The sequence below is a fragment of the Thermanaerovibrio acidaminovorans DSM 6589 genome (genome assembly GCF_000024905.1).
Classification (GTDB): domain Bacteria; phylum Synergistota; class Synergistia; order Synergistales; family Synergistaceae; genus Thermanaerovibrio; species Thermanaerovibrio acidaminovorans.
The window spans coordinates 488,763-504,917 of sequence record NC_013522.1 but is presented as its reverse complement, the minus strand read 5'-3'; the positions used below and the strand labels follow the sequence as shown (position 1 = coordinate 504,917).

Here is a 16,155-nt window from a genome sequence, read left to right as displayed (position 1 = left end):
TCACCGGGCCCACTGGAGTCCCAGCTCCCTGATCTTATCCTCGGTTGGGACCCCGTCGCTGGTCCAGCCCCTGGCATCGTAGTATCTGGGCAGCATCTCCGGCACCCGGCTCACCTTGCCCTTGTGGGGCCCATGGGGCAACGGCTCCTGGGTCATCCTGGGGGGCAGCGAATCGTCCGCGGAAGTGAAGCCCTCCTTTAGGTTGAAGAGACGTTCCATGTTCCATATCCGCTCTCCCGCCTTCATAAGGGCATCCACCGAGTAGTCTATCCCGGTGGCGGCGGATAGCTGATCCGCTATCTCCTCGGCCCCTATACCGAAGGTGGTGAACAGACACATGCCCACCGAGTCAACCGCGGCGGTCAGGTCCTGGAAGACCTTGTCCCAGGTGGGCTTATCCTCTGTCGACTGGGGATCCAGCTTCTGAGGAACCCCCAGGATCTCGGGGGATATGGTGTAGCCCCTGACGTGGCAGGCCCCCCGGTTGCTGGTGGCGTAGTTCAGGCCTATGCCCTGGATGGCCCTGGGGTCGTAGGCAGGCATCTCCTGCTTCTTGGAGGTCATGGACAGCTCCGGGTGCCCAAAGTGGCTGGCCAACCGGTAGGATCCCATGGAGAGTAGCTCCCCTATCTTGCCCCTCTTGTGGGCCGCCGCCTCCACCATGGGGACCAGGGCGTCCTTGTTACCGAAGCGCAACTCCAGCCCCGCCATCTCCTTGGTTATGAGCCCCATCTCGTAGAGCTCCATGGCGCAGGCTATGGTGGACCCCATGGATATGGTGTCCAGCCCCAGCTCGTTGCACCGGTAGTTGGCCATGGCCACCGCGTCGATGTCGTCCACCCCGCAGTCCGCTCCGAAGGACCAGCTGGTCTCGTACTCCGGGCCCTCCCCGTGGTGGTCGTAACCCTCCGCGAAGGAGACCCGGCCGCAGCCGATGGAGCAGCCGAAGCAGCCCTTGTTCCTCAAGAGCCGCCCCTCCCGCTGGGCCTCGCCGCTTATCTTGTCCGCCCCCTCAAAGACCCCCTCCCGGAAGTTGCGGGTTGGGAGGCCGCCATTCTGGTTAAGGATGTTGACCAGCACGTTGGTGCCGTAGAGGGGAAGGCCGGATCCGGTGACCGGGTGTTGGGCAAGCTTCTCCCGGGCCACCTTGACTGCCCTCATGAAGGCCTCCCGGTCCGCCACGGAGACCCCCTTGGTGCCCCTCACCACCAGGGCCTTAAGGTTCTTGGCCCCCATGACCGCCCCCATGCCGCCCCGGCCTGGTGCCCGGTGCTTGTCGTTTATGATGTTGGCTATGAGGGATAGGTTCTCCCCCGCGGGACCTATGACCGCCACCTTGGCCTCCGGATCGGTCATCTCCAGGAGCCTGTCGGTGGCCTCGTGGGTCTCGGTTCCCCACAGGGAGGAGGCGTCCTCGATCCGAACCTGGTCGTTGTTGACGTAGACGTAGACCGGCTTGGGGGCCTTGCCCTCTATTACGATCATGTCCCAGCCGGCGAACTTCATCTCCGGCCCCAGGTAGCCGCCGGAGTTGGCGGCCCCTATGGTGCCCGTCAGGGGGCTCTTGGCCACCACGTTGAACCTCCCGGCGGAGGCCGCCAGGGTGCCCGTCAGGGGACCGGTGGCGAAGTAGAGGTTGTTCCCCTCCGACAGGGGATCCACCGAGGGGCCCACCTCCTCGAAGTAGTACCGGGTGCCGAGACCGCGGCCCCCCAGGTACTCCCTGGCCCACTCCTCGTTCAGGGGCTCCGACCGATAGGTACCCTCCGACAGGTTCACCCGCAGGACCCGTCCTATCCAGCCTTTCATCTAGTCCTTCACCTCCTCGAGGGCATCGGATATGCGCTTGGCGAACCTGCGCTTCTTGTTCAGCACCGCCGATTCCGCCGGCAGGTACTCGATGGCCTTGGTGGGGCAGAACTGGACGCACTGGGGATCCCCACCGCACTGGTCGCACTTTACGAGCTCCTTGGCGGACCTGTCGTAGGAGACGTTGCCGAACGGGCAGGCCATGACGCACATCCTGCAACCGATGCACTTGTCCTTGTCGAACTCCACCAGGCCACTGGTGCCCTTGTGGAGCGCCTGGGGCTTGCAGGCCTTGGCGCAAGGGGCCTCGTCGCACTGGAAGCACATCATGGGCACGTTCTGCCCCTTCTCGAACCGGTGAACCCCCACCCTGCTGACCGACGGCTTGAACTGGCCGGACTTGTTGAACGAGCAGGCCAGCTCACAGCTGCCGCACCCGATGCACCGCTCGGGCGTGACCAGAAGAACCTTATCCATGACTCACCCATCCCCCCTCTTGGCTTGGATCTCATCTATAGGCCATCCCCCGGGCACTAGCCGTCCCGGAGGGCGAGCCCCTCCTCCTCCCGGAGGCACCGGGGACACACGTCCCCCCGGTCCCTCACCAGCTCCAGCTGCTCCCGGGTGGCGAAGGGATCGCCGCACCGGGAACACCTGACCAGCTGGAACGTCCTGCCCCATATCTGCCTCTCCCCCTGGGACTCCCGGTAGGTTATGTGCCCCGTGGGGCACACCTCCGCGCAGGAAAGGCAGCCCACGCAGCTCAACGTGGGCTCCTTGAGGGGGGTGCACACCTCCCGATCCCATCCCCGGTTGGCGAAGGATATGGCCCTGGCTCCGAAGGTGGCGCAGGCCCGGACGCAACGGCCGCAGCGGATGCACAGGTCCTTCCCCTCCACGGGGCTGAGCCTGGAGGTGTCCATGGCCCCCCACCGGTCCGCCAGGGCCCGGATGGCGGGGGATGCGGGGTTCCGCCGGAGCAGAAGGCCTATGACGAACCGCCTGGCCACCTCCACCCGCCGGGTGGAGGTGTAGACCTTGAGCCCCTGGTCCCTCGCCGGGTACATGCAGGAGGCCACCAGGCGCCTCTTGCCCCGGATATCCACCTCCACCATGCACACCCGGCAGGTGCCCTCGTGGGGGAGACCCCCGTGCCTGCAGAGGGCGGGCACCTCCACCCCGGCGGAAACCATGGCATCGTACAGGAGGACGTCCCGCTCCACGTCCAGCTCCCGTCCGTCAACCCATATCTTCACTCCCTCACCCCCCGAGGAGATGGCAAAAGGGCCCCCATGGGGCAGACATCCAGGCACGCCCCGCAACCCTCACAGCGCCGATCAACCGCGAACTTGCCGGAAGGATCCCTGTGTATGGCGTCGAAGGGGCATACCTTGGCGCAGGCGCCGCAGGATACGCACAGGTCCGCCTCCACCCGGGCTACGAACATGCCCCGGCAGACCCCCGCCCGGCAGAAGCCCTGGTCCTGGTGCTCCCGGTACTCCTCCATGAAGTGGCGCAGGGTGGAGAGCACCGGGTTAGCCGCGGTCTGGCCCAGGCCGCAGAGGGCCGTGTCGGTCAGGGCGTTGCCCATGAAGAGGAGCATCTCCACGTCGCCGGGGCGGCCCCGGCGGGAGCACAGGTCCTCCAGGATCTCCCCCATGGCCTTGAGACCCTCCCTGCAGGGGGCGCACTTGCCACAGGACTCCCCCTCCAGGAACTTCACGAAGTAGCGGGCCACGTCCACCATGCAGCTCCGGTGGTCCATGACGATCATCCCCCCGGAGCCCATCATGGACCCCTCCCGGGTGAGACGGTCGAAGTCCACCGGCAGGTCCAGCTTGGACTCCGGCAGGCACCCGCCGGATGGGCCCCCGGTCTGGACCGCCTTGAACCGGTTCCGGCCCATGACCCCTCCGCCTATCTCGAAGATGATCTCCCGGAGGGTCGTCCCCATGGGGACCTCCACCAGGCCGCTCCGGCGGACCTTGCCCACCAGGGAGAAGACCTTGGTACCCGGGCTGTCCTTGGTCCCCAGGGACCTGTAGCCATCCACCCCCTCCCGGATGATGATGGGCACGTTGGCCCAGGTCTCCACGTTGTTCAGCACCGTGGGACACTCCCAGAGGCCCCGCTCGGTGGACCTTATGTACTTGACCCGGGGCTCCCCGGGCCTGCCCTCGATGGAGGCCATGAGGGCCGAGGACTCGCCGCAGACGAAGGCCCCGCCCCCCCGGCATATGTCCACGTCGAAGGAAAGGTCAGATCCAAGGATGCGCCTTCCAAGCAGCCCCAGCCGCCGGGCCTCCCGGATGGCGTGGGCCAGGTTCTCCACCGCCAGGGGGTACTCGTCCCGGACGTATATGAACCCCTTGGAGGCCCCCACCGCGTGGGCCCCGATTATCATCCCCTCCAGGATCGAGTGAGGGTCCCCCTCCATCAGGCTCCGGTCCATGAAGGCCCCCGGGTCCCCCTCATCGCCGTTGGCCAGCACGAACTTCTGGGGGCCCGAGGCGGACCTGCAGGAGGCCCACTTCTGCCCCGCCGGGAAGCCCCCACCCCCGCGGCCTCTAAGGCCCGCCCGGGTGACCCAGTCTATGACCTCCTCGGGCGACATGGACAGGGCCCTGGCCAGGGAGGCGTAGCCCCCCAGGGAGATGTAGTGGTCCACGTCCCGGGGGTCCACCTTGCCGCACCGCTCCAACACCTTCCGCCTCTGGAGGGCGTAGAAGGGGATGTGCCGCTCCTCCCGGTAGACCTCCCGGCCGTCCCGGTAGAGGAGCCGCTCCACCACCCGGTCATCCGCCAGGGCCAGGAGGATCTCCAGCGCGTCCTCCCGCCTGACCTTCCTGTAGAGGACCTCCGAATCCCCCATGCCGCAGACCACCAGGGGCCCCTCCTCGCAGAAACCGTGGCATCCGGAACACCTGGCCTGGAACTTTACCGGCGAGTCCAACCCTATCCGCCGGGCCTCCTCCACCAGGGCCTCGTAGACCCCCTGGCTACCGCCGGCGAGACACCCGGTGCCGGCGCAGACCCGGACCCACCGCTGGGGCTTAACGCGCCTAAGGAGCTGCTCCCTGTAGAGCTCCAGATCCTCCGGGGAAGAAAGCCTCATCTCCCTCTCTCCTCCTCCAACATCTCCCTCACCTTCGCGGCGGTCATGGAGCCGTAGCAGCGGTCTTCCACCATGACCACCGGCGCCAGGGCGCAGGCCCCGAGACAGTTCACCGCCTCTACCGAGAACTCCCCGTCCTGGGTGGTGCCCCCGCAGCGGACCTGCAGGGCCTCCTCTATGGTCTCCAGGACCCTTGGGGCCCCCCTGAGGTGGCACGCGGTGCCCATGCAGACCTTGATGGTCTTCCTGCCCCGGGGCACCAGGCTGAGGGCCCGGTAGAAGGTGGCCACCGAGTAGACCCGGCTCATGGGGACCATGAACCGCTCCGATGAGGCCTCCATGGCCTCCCGGGGAACGTGCTTGAACTCCCGCTGGACGTCCTGCAGGAAGGCCAGGAGGAACCTGGGGTGCCGGGGGTACCGATGCAGGATCTCCTTGAGCCTGTCATCATGGTGGTCCGCTGACATGGGATCCGCCTCCTCAAGTGCCTCGTTTCACCTCTGATGTATATCATAACAGTTTAGAATTTACAACATGAGGATACAAGTAAACCGGGGATTGACCCCGGTTCAAAAAACTATCTATAAGCCGTACCCCCGGGGGCGGTGTACCTAGACCCCGGCCTGGACCGCGGGGGACCTGGTGGAGGAAACAAGCCAGGCCTTCACGTCCTGGATGACCCGCTTGGCCCCGGAGGTCTTGGGGACGAAGCGGGAGATGCGCTCCACCACCCCCCGGCGGAGCACCTCCGCCATGGACCAGGGGAAGCTCATGTCGTACGCCCAGGATATCTGGACCAGGAGCAGGTCCGCGAGGCTCCTGACCATGGAGTAGTCGGCGGTGTGGGTGGACAGGATCTCCTCCACGATAAGGTCCGATGGCGGGGAGTCCTGGTCCACCAGCCGGGGGATTATCTTGATCATGGTTCCCCGCTCCAGGTGTCCGGTTATGACCCGGTAGACGTCCAGCCGGTCCGCATCCCGGGCCAACCGGACCCATAGTTCCTCGTCCGGGTCGAGGCCCTGGGGCACCCGGCGCTTGTTGTGGAGCCCGATGGACAACGTCAGCAGGTGCCACCACCGCTGGGGCATGAGGGCCGAAAGGTGGGAGAGGTCCGACTCCAGTATCCTGGCCCCCAGGTCCCCGTGGTCCACCGAGGCGGAGTCGTTGAAGGTGCCGTGGAGCCTATACTGCTGGAACCGGCCCAGGTCGTGCAGGAGCCCCACCGCGAAGGCCAGGGGGTGCTGATGGGGGGGCACCTGGTCTGAGTGCCTGGCGATGGACATCGCCTCCTCCCGGACCCGGTAGGAGTGGCGAAGCTTCAGATCCAGGAGGTACGGCAGCTCCCCTTGAACCCGAAAGGAGCTGGCGTACCGGTCGAAGGAGGACGACAGCTCCCTGTTGAAGGCCTCCACCATAGCATCGGACCACATGTGAATCCCTCCGGCCTGTAAGACTTTAGATATATTGATTCTAATCCCGATTTGGCAAAAGGGGAAGGCGGAAAGGCGGGTTAGGTGGTAAAATTTTTCTCACGCAACGATAACCAAAGGGGAGGCGATAGGATGCCCAAGGTACCCTCTCACATCTTCAGGGAGTACGACATCAGGGGTCTGGCGGAGGAGGAGCTCACATCCCATAACGTGCGCCTCATAGCCCAGGCGTACGGCACGTTCCTAAGGTCCAGGGGGGTAGGGACCGCCACCGTAGGGGGCGACGTGAGACACTCCACCAGGAGGATAATGGACGCCGCCATAGGGGGCCTCACCGAGGCGGGGGTGAACGTGATAGACCTGGGCACCGTGGCCACCCCTTGCTTCTACTGGAGCCTGCACCACTTCGGGGTTGACGGGGGCATCATGGTCACCGGCAGCCACAACCCCAAGGAGTTCAACGGACTTAAGCTGGCCTTCGGCAAGGTGACCCTCTACGGGGACGAGATCCAGGAGATCCGGCGGATCATCGAGGAGGACCGGATCCAGATCCCCGGCGGCGCCTCGGTTCGCCGGGAGGACATCAAGGAGGCCTACATATCCATGCTGGCCTCCAAGATAACCCTGGGGTCCAGGAAGCTGAAGGTGGTGGTGGACTCCGGCAACGGCACCGGCGGGCTCTTCGCGCCGGAGATGCTCCGTCGGATAGGCTGTGAAGTGATCGAGCTATTCAGCGAGCCGGACGGCACCTTCCCCAACCACCATCCGGACCCCACCAAGAGGGAGAACCTGCCCAAGCTCATCGAGACCGTCAGGGCCCACGGGGCCGACGCGGGGGTGGGCTTCGACGGTGACTCGGACCGGATCGGGGTTGTGGACGACCAGGGGGAGGTCATCTGGGGGGACAGGCTAATGATCCTCTACTGGTCCGAGATTCTGCCCAAGCACCCCGGGGCGGAGGTGATCGTGGAGGTCAAGAGCTCCATGGCGCTCCCAGAGGAGGCCCAGCGAATGGGGGGACGCCCCCTCTGGTGGAAGTCCGGGCACTCCCTCATAAAGGCGAAGATGAAGGAGATAAGCGCCCTCTTCGCCGGGGAGGTCTCGGGACACATGTTCTTCGCCGACGAGTTCTACGGTTTCGACGACGCCTTCTACGCGGCAGGTCGCCTCATGAGGATCCTCTCCAACACGGACGAGAAGCTGTCCCAGATCATGTCCCGGATACCCAAGTACCCGAGCACCGCCGAGACCCGGGTGGACTGCCCCAACGACCAGGTGAAGTTCCAGGTGGTGGAGCGGGTGGTGGAGCGGGCCCTCAAGGAGAAGCTTCAGACCATCACCGTGGACGGGGTAAGGATAATCTACCCCAACGGCTGGGGCCTAGTCAGGGCCTCCAACACCCAGCCGGTGCTGGTGACCCGCTGCGAGGGCAGGACCCAGGAGGACCTGGACACCATCTGCAAGGACATGAAAGCCCGGCTGCTGGAGGCAGGGCTGGGGGAGTTCGAGTGGGAGTTCTGATGCCCCTCTAGCCTCAGGCAGGATATGACCTGAAACCACGCAAACCGGCGAAAATGGGAGATATTGCCCATTTTCGCCGGTTTTTTTAGCTACAAAAAACCTAGGTCGAACTTGAAATTCACCGCCACTTCCTTGTATCATCTAGGCGAAGAGCTAGGAGGAGGGGCGATTAAAGAGAGGGTCGGGGGAACCTTCGGGTAAACGGGTCATCTCGACGCAGACTTTTGCAACGGAGGGCACGTACGAGGGTTCCGGTGGCGGTTGGGTCCCAGCGCTGAAGGGGCACCACGGGGGCGTCCGCAGGTCAACCGAAGCAGATCGCCGCACCGCTGGACCGACAGCAGAGCGGTAAGTGGGCTGGAGACCCGGTTCAGTTTCACTTTGAGCCGACCCGGTGAAGACCACAGCCGAAGGGGGGGAACGGCGGAGTAGCATGCGAAACGAAGCCTCACAACCGAATAGGGTAGCCACAACGCCGGTAGCCAGTCCGGGAAGCGGTTCCGCCGAACCGCCAGGGGAGGACCCAGATGAGGTCCTCCCCGATCATTTTCCGCCCCCCGGACCCCCATGATATAATTCTGGAAAACTTAACCCAATTACCTTCCCGCGGGGTGATGACTTGAGACCCAGATCCGCCTTGCCAATCCGCCCATGGATCCTCCTCCTGGGGCTGCTCCTGGCGTTCGTCCCCTCCCCATCCCCCTGCGCTGAGAAGCGATCCCCCAACGCCGGCGGCCTGGACCCCAGGGAGTTCAACTCCTTCGTAAGGGGCTTCCTGGAGGGGGCCATGAGGACCTGCCACGTGCCCGGCGCGGTGTTCGTGGCGGTGGCGGACGACCGGGTCATCGCCAGCTTCGGGGTGGGAATGGCGGACCTGGAGTCCAAACGGCCCATGACGGAGGAGACGGTGGTCCGAACCGCCTCCATATCCAAGGTCATAACCGCCCTCACCGCCCTCTCCCTTGAGCAACGGGGAAGGCTCTCCCTGGACCAGGACGTGAACCGATACCTCAAACACATCCAGATCCCCCCCGTCCAGGGCTGGAGGCCCATCACCATCCGGGACCTGCTCACCCACTCCGGGGGCTTCGAGGACCGATGGATCGGCACCGAGGCCCAGGACGCGCTGGAGGAGCTATCCTTCTCCCGGGCCCTGAAGAAGATGGCCCCCCGACGGATCCTCCCCCCCGGGGAGGTCTACTCCTACTCCAACTTCGGCCTGGCCCTGGTGGGCTCCGCCATCGAGGGGGCCACAAGGCGCAGCTTCCACTCCACGGTGAAGAAGAACGTCCTGGACCCCCTCAAGATGACCAAGAGCGGCTTCGTGAGCGACCAGGCCATGGACAGGGACTCCGCGGCGGGCTACTACTCCGCACCGGACCCATACCCCGCCCAGTACGCATACTTCCTGGAGGCCCCCGCCATATCCTTCAACTCCTGCGGGAGGGACATGGCCAAGCTTATCCGGGCCCTGCTCAAGGACGGCATCCTGGACGGCCGGCAGGCGCTACACCCCAAGGCGGTCCGGGAGCTGCTCACCCCCGCCTTCCACAACCACCCGTCCCTTCCGGGGGCCACGCTGGGCATGTACCAGACCTCGGTGAGGGGGCTCACGGTGCTGGAGCACGGGGGGGACCTGGACGGATTCACCAGCCTGCTGGTGCTGGTCCCCCAGCGGTCCTTCGGCTTCTTCCTGGCCATGAACGGGGACGTGCCCCAGATAAGGGATCGCCTCAAGGAGGCGCTGGTGGAACGCTACCTGGCGCCCCCGGCCATCAAGCCCCAGGGGGAGCCCAGCTCCCCGGTTCCGGCTCACCTGGAGGGGAGGTACCGACACATTCGCCGCCCCAGGACCACCGTGGACGCCGCATACCTCATGTTCGACCAGCCCATAGAGGTGTACGCCAACCAGGACGGGACCGTGTCGGTCTCCTACCCGGAGGACTGGGACCGGCCCACGTCCACCTGGATCCCCCTATCCCAGGACCTGCTGATAAGCCTGGATGGCACCGAGCGGATGGCCCTGCGCAGGGGGCCGGACGGCAAGGTCAAGTTCCTGTTCATCCGGGAGCCCTACGAGACCTACGAACCCATGCACCCCCTGGACGGCCCCACCGCCTCCCGGGCCTTCCTCTGGTCCTTCGGGGTCCTGGGGACCGCCTCCGCCCTAATATGGGCGGCGGGGGCCTTAGGACGCCTCAAGCCCCGGTACGATGAACCCTCCGAATGGCCAACCAAGTGGGGCTTCATCTCCCTCCACTGGCTGACCACCTGGGCCTTCCTGGCTGGGCTGTATCTGGCGGACCGCCTCATGGGCTACCAGCTGAGGATAGGGATCCCCTGGCAGGTGAAGGCCCTCTTCGCCCTGCCCTTCGCGGGCCTGGTGCCTCTGGGCATCTCCCTCTACCACCTGGCCAGGCCCCAGGGCAGGGGGATCCCGCTGGACACCCTGGCCTTCCTGCTCTCCCTGGCGGGGGCCCTTGGGGGCCTCTGGTTCCTCAACCACTGGAACCTTCTGGGCTTCCGGTTCTGATGGGCCCAAATGCGAGTGGCCCGGTCCTCACCGGACCGGGCCACTCAAACCCAACGCCTAGCCTACTTGGCGTTGGCCCTCTTGATGGCCTCCTCCAGCCTCCAGCGGGCTATCTTGCCATGGAGATCATGAAGCTTGTCGTGCAGACCAAGTACCTTGGCCCGGTCCACCTTCTCCTCCGTGAAGGCCATCCTCATCTGAAGGTGAAGCCTCTCCGCCTCCCTCATCAAGTCCTGGACCTCCTTGGGGACGTCCTTGGGGTCCACAGGGCCCATGAAACCGTAGGGACCCATCATCATTTGGTGCCCCCTACGGCCCCCAGGGCCACATTGGCCATCCCAGCCCCAGCCCCCGCCGTAGCCCACCCTTGGGCCCGCGAAGGCGCTGCCCGCCACCAACACCGCCAGCATGGCGGCCAAAATCCACGCTCCCGTCCTCTTCATGGATCAACTCCCCTTTCGATCAGGATCTGGGCACAATATACCCCCCATGGGAGGGTCCGTTTACGGGGATTTCCCTTATAATTGGCTAGGTAAAAACCCCTAAACCATCGGGGACCCAAGGGGTAAAAATCGGAGGAGATGCCAGTGTTCCTTAAGATGTGCAGAAGCAAGATCCACCGAGCCACGGTCACGGAGGCCAACCTCCACTACGTGGGGAGCATAACCATAGGGAAGGACCTCTTGGAGCTGTCGGGGATCCTGCCCGGCGAGGCGGTCCAAGTGGTGGACATAGACAACGGCAACCGGCTGGAGACCTACGTCATCCAGGGACCCGAGGGCACCATATGTCTGAACGGGGCCGCCGCCCGACTGGTTCAGCCGGGGGACAAGGTTATAATAATGGCCTTCTGCTGGATGACCCCCGAGGAGGCACGGGACCACAGGCTCAAGGTGGTCCTGGTGGACCAGGACAATCGGCCCACGGAGGTGACCGATCGGGAGGATCACGGCACCATATTCTGACCGGGAGGCGACAACCATGATCATCGCCAAGACCCCAGAGGAGGTACGGGACGCCCTCAAGGGGACCGGCACCGTGGGGCTGGTGCCCACCATGGGGTACCTGCACGACGGGCACCTGTCCCTGGTGAGGCGCTCCGTGGCGGAGAACCAGACCACCGCGGTATCCATATTCGTGAACCCAACCCAGTTCGGCCCCCACGAGGACCTGTCCCGCTACCCCCGGGACCTTAAGCGGGACCTGGAGCTCCTGGAACCCCTGGGGGTTGACCTGGTCTTCACCCCGGAGCCGGAGGCCATGTACCACCGGGACCACTCCACCTGGGTGGAGGAGGTGAACCTCGCCAGGGGGCTATGCGGCGCCAGCCGTCCGGGACACTTCCGGGGGGTCTGCACCGTGGTCCTGAAGCTTTTCAACATAGTGAAGCCAAACAGGGCCTACTTCGGCGAGAAGGACTACCAGCAGCTGAAGGTGATCCAGCGGATGGTGAGGGACCTGAACCTGGACGTGCAGGTGGTGGGCTGCCCCATAGCCCGGGAGGAGGACGGGCTCGCCATGAGCAGTCGGAACGTCTACCTCTCCCCGGAGGAGAGGTCCCTGGCCCTTTGCCTATCCCGGGCGGTGAACCGGGCCCAGGCGGAAGCATCCCGGGGCGTCTCAGACCCGGCTTCAATAGTCGAGGCGGCCCTCTCGGAGATACCGGACCACCCCTCCATTACGGTGGACTACATTAAGTTGGTGGACTGCGATACCCTGGAGGAGCTGGAAACGTTGAAGTCCGCGGGACGCATCCTGCTGGCGGTCCGGGTTGGATCCACCCGGCTCATAGACAACGGCATGGTAAAGCCGAACGGGGGTGTCTAGATGGACAGGCCAAAGGTCACCATCCCCGCCCTTCGGGAGATGAAGGCCCGGGGAGAGAAGATAGTGATGCACACCGCCTACAACCACTGGCAGGCCCAGATGGCGGAGCTGGCGGGGGCGGACACCATACTGGTGGGGGACTCGGCGGGGATGGTGGAGCACGGCTTCACCTCCACCGTGCCGGTCACCATGGAGATGATGCTCCTCCACTGCGCCGCGGTGGTCAGGGGCTCCAGGTCACCCTTCATCATCGGGGACATGCCCTTCATGTCCTACGAGGTCTCCATTCAGGAGGCGGTCCGAAACGCGGGGCGCCTGGTGAAGGAGGGCGGGGTGGACGCGGTTAAGCTGGAGGGTGGCACCTCCCGGGCCCAGACCATAGAGGCCATCGTAAGGGCGGGGATACCGGTGGTGGGACACGTGGGGCTCACCCCCCAGAGCGCCACCCAGCTGGGGGGCTTCAAGGTCCAGGGCAAGGACCGGGAGCGGGCCAGGCAGGTCCTTGAGGACGCCATGGCGGTCCAGGAGGCGGGGGCTTGCATGGTGGTGCTGGAGTGCGTACCTACCCCGCTGGCCAAGGTGATCACCGAGAGGCTCTCCATCCCCACCGTGGGCATAGGGGCGGGACCCCACTGCGACGGGCAGGTGCTGGTGTTCCACGACGTGCTGGGCATCTTTGACGCCTTCAAGCCCAAGTTCGTGAAGCGATACATGAACTGCCGGGATGCTATGATCCAGGCCCTCCGGGAGTACACCCAGGAGGTCCGATCCGCCGCCTTCCCCGGGGAGGAGCACGGCTTCTCCATGGACGAGGACCAGCTGGAGGGGCTCTAGTTGACCCGGGTCCTGGTGGTTGGACTGGGGGCCCTGGGGGGGAGGATCGCCTGTCAGCTCTCCGCCGCCGGGGTCCCAGTGATGGCCCTGGAGAGATCCACGCAAGGGACGAGGTCCTTGACATACGTTGGGAGGGACGGGATCGAGATCCGGGCAAACATCCGGTCCACCTCATCCCCTTGCGCCGCCCGGGACTTCGCCCCCCTGGTGGCCTTCGTCACCGTCAAGGCTTACAAGACCTGGGAGGCCGCCGAGGCGCTGTCCCAGGCGCTGCCCGGGGAGGCTTTGGCGGTTACGCTGCAGAACGGCCTGGGTAACCTGGAGACCCTGGCATCCGTCCTGGGGGAGCATAGGACGGCAGCGGGGGTCTGCACCTACGGAGCCCACCGGGAGGGGGACCGGATATTCTGGGGGGGCGACGGGCAGATAAGGATCGGCTCCCCCTGGGGAGCCTCCGTGTCGATCCCCATAGAGGTCCTTAAGGCGGGGGGCTTCGACGCCCATGAGTCCCATGACATCCGAAGGGACATCTGGACCAAGGCGGCCGTAAACTGCTGCATAAACCCTTTGACCGCCCTGCTGCGGGTGAGGAACGGGGAGCTCCGATCCTCCCCCTGGGCCATGGAGATCATCCGCTCCGTGATCCAGGAGACCGTCCAGGCCGCGGGGCTTCAGGGGGTGGCGCTGGACCCGGAGGAGGTGCGCCGGACGGTGGAGTCGGTCATGGAGGCCACGGGGGGCAACAGGTCCTCCATGCTTCAGGACGTGGAGGCCCGGCGCCCCACCGAGATAGGATCCCTGTCCCTCAAGGTGGCGGAGATCTGCCGGGACGGGGGCCTCAGTGCCCCGGTCTCCGCCGCCCTGGGCGAGCTCGTCAGGGCTCTGGAGGACCTTTCGATTCCCAAAGGGTGAGCGGCCCCGCTAGGGCAGGGGGCTGTTCCACCAGATGGGATCCCCCACCGAGAAGCCGAAGGTCAGGTTGCCCCCCTTGTCGTACACGGTCATCAGTCGGCCGTTGAAGAACTGCCCCGGGATCGACAGGGCCAGCCCCACCTCCCAGGAATCGTTGGTCCTGGTCCACCGGTTCATCACCATCCCGGCGGTGCCGAAGAGCTCCGCGTCCAGCCTGCCCCACCAGGTCTGCATCACCGTGCCGGATATCCCTACCCTCAGCCACGCGGCCTGATCCCCCGCCAGGGGGCTGTCCCCCAGGCTGTAGAGTTCCTCCTGATCCCCCAGGTAGGCCCGGTGAGGGGGATCCTCCCGGTCCCCGGTCTCGAGCCCCCCGCTTATGACCACCCGGTACCGGTCACCCCAGGGAACGTAGCGGTTGAACACCGTCCTGGAGATGACCCTGTCAAGGTTGGGGGACCAAACGTTGACCTCCAGGGCGTACCCCCTGGTGGGGTGCTGTTTGGAGTCCGTGCCGTCGTGGTACAGGTAGAGGTATGGGCCCGTCAGCGTCCTGGAGTCCTTCAAGTCCACGTTCTCCACCAGGACCCCCCAGCCGAACCGGGTCCTGCCGTTGTCCGAGTAGCGAAGGGCCCTGAGACCGTATCTCTTCCACCGCTCCTGGGACATCCCGCTGGGGGATATCTCATCCTCCCGGGCGGTCAAGGCCATCCCCCACTGGGAGTCGTCATCGTAGGGGGAGAAGTACCGAAGGACCCAGCCCCAGTGGTCCCCCAGCCTGAACTGTCCCTCCATCACGTCCCCCTGGGAGATCAAGTCCCTCTTCACTCCGGAGAGGGACATCCACCGCTGGGAGTGAAGGTTGGTGGCGTAGCCCCCCACGGAGACCTCTATGGGCGGGCGCCTCTGGAAGGACATGACCACGTCCACCCCCCGGTCGTCCCGAGGCCTGGCGTACCCGTTAACCGACACGAAGTCTTCCCGGCGGGACAGCCGGTCCGCCTCCCTCAGCACCGCCTCCATGTCCAGCCCCTTGCCGACCCAGGGCCGCAGGTGCTCCTCCACGTCCCTCGCCATCTCCGGGGGCAGGCCCTCCACTTGGACGCTCATCACCACCGGCGGCTCCTTGGCCAGGAGAGCGGGCGATGCCGGCGGGGCCCCGTCCCGAGGGCTCAGAGCGGCGATCCGATCCCCAAGCCCCCGGGCGGCCTCAACCCCGGCGGCTATTATCCTGTCGTAGCCCCCGGGGTCCAACAGGCCAAACCGCCCCACGTCGGGCTCTACCAGCAGGTCCGCCTTGGAGGCCTCGGACCGGATCGACGGGGCGGTTATTATGTTGAGGGACTGGGCCACCACGTCGTACAGGGTCCTTATCTCCCGCCGGTTCTTGACCCCCATGTCCGACAGGTTCACCGCCAGGACCTTCCTGCCCGGGAAGAGCTCCCGGGCTATGGAGACCGGCAGGTTGGCCACCAGTCCCCCATCCACCAGGAGCCGGCCATCCACCATCCAGGGGTCGAAGATGCCCGGTATGGCCATGGAGGCCCTCATGGCGTACGCCAGGTTACCCCGCCTCAGCACCACCGTCTCCCCCGTCTCCAGGTCGGTGGCCACCGCCGCGAAGGGGATCCTCAGCCGATCGAAGTCCCCCCCCTGAAACCGCTCCCCGGTCACCCGGCTCAAGAAGGACACCAGCCGGGTGGCGGACATGCCCCCCATGGGACCTACCCGGTTGTGGTCCTTATCGAAGTGGAAGTCGAACAGGCCGGAGCGGCCCTTGGGAAGCCGGTTCAGCGACGCGTCCGGGATGTCCTGGGGGGTCCGGTCGTACAGCAGGTCCAGGATGCTGTTCTCCATCACCAGCCGCTCCAGATCATGGGCGCTGTACCCGCAGGCGTAGAGGCCCCCTATTATGGCCCCCATGCTGGTGCCCACTATGCCGTCTATCCTGACCCCCGCCTCCTCCAGGACCTTGAGGACCCCTATGTGGGCCAGCCCCTTGGTGCCCCCCCCGGAGAGTACCAACACCACCCCATCCCCCTGGGACCCCATGATGGCCGATGGGGTGGCCAGATGGATCAGAAGCGAGATCCCCACGAACAAAGCCAACGTGCTTCGCCTCAACACGGTCATGAAACACCTCCGTCGCTTGAACTGGGAACCCTTGGGGG

Annotated in this window: 14 protein-coding genes; 6 read left to right on the top strand and 8 right to left on the bottom strand. The window is 65.5% G+C overall.

Annotation, left to right across the window (positions count from 1 at the left end; all coding sequences use genetic code 11):
* The 6 genes from TACI_RS02370 to TACI_RS02345 all read right to left on the bottom strand — a co-directional run bounded on the left by TACI_RS02370 (position 1) and on the right by TACI_RS02345 (position 6,357).
* A complete protein-coding gene (locus TACI_RS02370; protein ID WP_012869226.1) occupies positions 1-1,809 on the bottom strand; it encodes an aldehyde ferredoxin oxidoreductase family protein in 1,809 nt (602 codons plus the stop codon).
* Complete coding sequence (locus TACI_RS02365; protein WP_012869225.1) at positions 1,810-2,286, bottom strand: 4Fe-4S dicluster domain-containing protein; 477 nt, start codon at positions 2,284-2,286, stop codon at positions 1,810-1,812.
* A 56-nt stretch (positions 2,287-2,342) separates the two neighbouring features.
* Complete coding sequence (locus tag TACI_RS02360) at positions 2,343-3,065, bottom strand: 2Fe-2S iron-sulfur cluster-binding protein (RefSeq protein ID WP_012869224.1); 723 nt, start codon at positions 3,063-3,065, stop codon at positions 2,343-2,345.
* The gene (locus TACI_RS02355; RefSeq protein ID WP_012869223.1) at positions 3,062-4,924 is read right to left on the bottom strand and encodes a (2Fe-2S) ferredoxin domain-containing protein; all 1,863 of its coding nucleotides are present in this window, start codon (positions 4,922-4,924) and stop codon (positions 3,062-3,064) included. The genes TACI_RS02360 and TACI_RS02355 overlap by 4 nt, the downstream gene beginning before the upstream one ends.
* Positions 4,921-5,391, bottom strand: a complete 471-nt coding sequence (locus tag TACI_RS02350; protein WP_012869222.1) for an NADH-quinone oxidoreductase subunit NuoE family protein — start codon at positions 5,389-5,391, stop codon at positions 4,921-4,923. Before TACI_RS02350 ends, TACI_RS02355 begins: the two co-directional genes overlap by 4 nt.
* Before the next feature lie 144 nt (positions 5,392-5,535).
* The gene (locus tag TACI_RS02345) at positions 5,536-6,357 is read right to left on the bottom strand and encodes an HD domain-containing protein (RefSeq protein ID WP_012869221.1); all 822 of its coding nucleotides are present in this window, start codon (positions 6,355-6,357) and stop codon (positions 5,536-5,538) included.
* Positions 6,358-6,489: 132 nt separating this feature from the next.
* Here TACI_RS02345 and TACI_RS02340 point away from each other — a divergent pair, with 132 nt between their 5' ends.
* Both TACI_RS02340 and TACI_RS02335 read left to right on the top strand, forming a co-directional pair.
* Positions 6,490-7,878 (top strand): phosphomannomutase/phosphoglucomutase, encoded by a 1,389-nt coding sequence (locus TACI_RS02340; RefSeq protein ID WP_012869220.1) that lies wholly within the window; start codon positions 6,490-6,492, stop codon positions 7,876-7,878.
* Between the two features lie 619 nt (positions 7,879-8,497).
* Positions 8,498-10,411 carry a serine hydrolase domain-containing protein gene (locus TACI_RS02335; protein WP_012869219.1) on the top strand — a complete coding sequence of 638 codons (1,914 nt, stop codon included), beginning with the start codon at positions 8,498-8,500 and terminating at the stop codon, positions 10,409-10,411.
* Positions 10,412-10,473: 62 nt separating this feature from the next.
* Here the strand turns inward: TACI_RS02335 and TACI_RS02330 are convergent, their stop codons facing one another.
* Positions 10,474-10,854: a hypothetical protein gene (locus TACI_RS02330; RefSeq protein ID WP_164925108.1), complete on the bottom strand. Its 381-nt coding sequence runs from the start codon at positions 10,852-10,854 to the stop codon at positions 10,474-10,476.
* Between the two features lie 144 nt (positions 10,855-10,998).
* Between TACI_RS02330 and panD the strand changes: the two genes are divergently transcribed.
* The 4 genes from panD to TACI_RS02310 are packed head-to-tail and all read left to right on the top strand — an operon-like array spanning position 10,999 to position 13,984.
* Entirely contained in the window at positions 10,999-11,376 is a 378-nt protein-coding gene (panD, locus tag TACI_RS02325; RefSeq protein ID WP_012869217.1) for an aspartate 1-decarboxylase, read from the top strand.
* A 16-nt stretch (positions 11,377-11,392) separates the two neighbouring features.
* Entirely contained in the window at positions 11,393-12,238 is an 846-nt protein-coding gene (gene panC / locus TACI_RS02320; protein WP_012869216.1) for a pantoate--beta-alanine ligase, read from the top strand.
* A complete protein-coding gene (panB, locus tag TACI_RS02315) occupies positions 12,239-13,072 on the top strand; it encodes a 3-methyl-2-oxobutanoate hydroxymethyltransferase (protein WP_012869215.1) in 834 nt (277 codons plus the stop codon).
* On the top strand, positions 13,073-13,984 hold the full coding sequence (locus TACI_RS02310) for a ketopantoate reductase family protein (protein ID WP_012869214.1): 912 nt from the start codon (positions 13,073-13,075) through the stop codon (positions 13,982-13,984).
* A 9-nt stretch (positions 13,985-13,993) separates the two neighbouring features.
* Here the strand turns inward: TACI_RS02310 and TACI_RS02305 are convergent, their stop codons facing one another.
* Positions 13,994-16,117, bottom strand: coding sequence for a patatin-like phospholipase family protein (locus tag TACI_RS02305; RefSeq protein ID WP_012869213.1), 2,124 nt, complete (start codon positions 16,115-16,117; stop codon positions 13,994-13,996).
* Between the last annotated feature and the right edge of the window lie 38 nt (positions 16,118-16,155).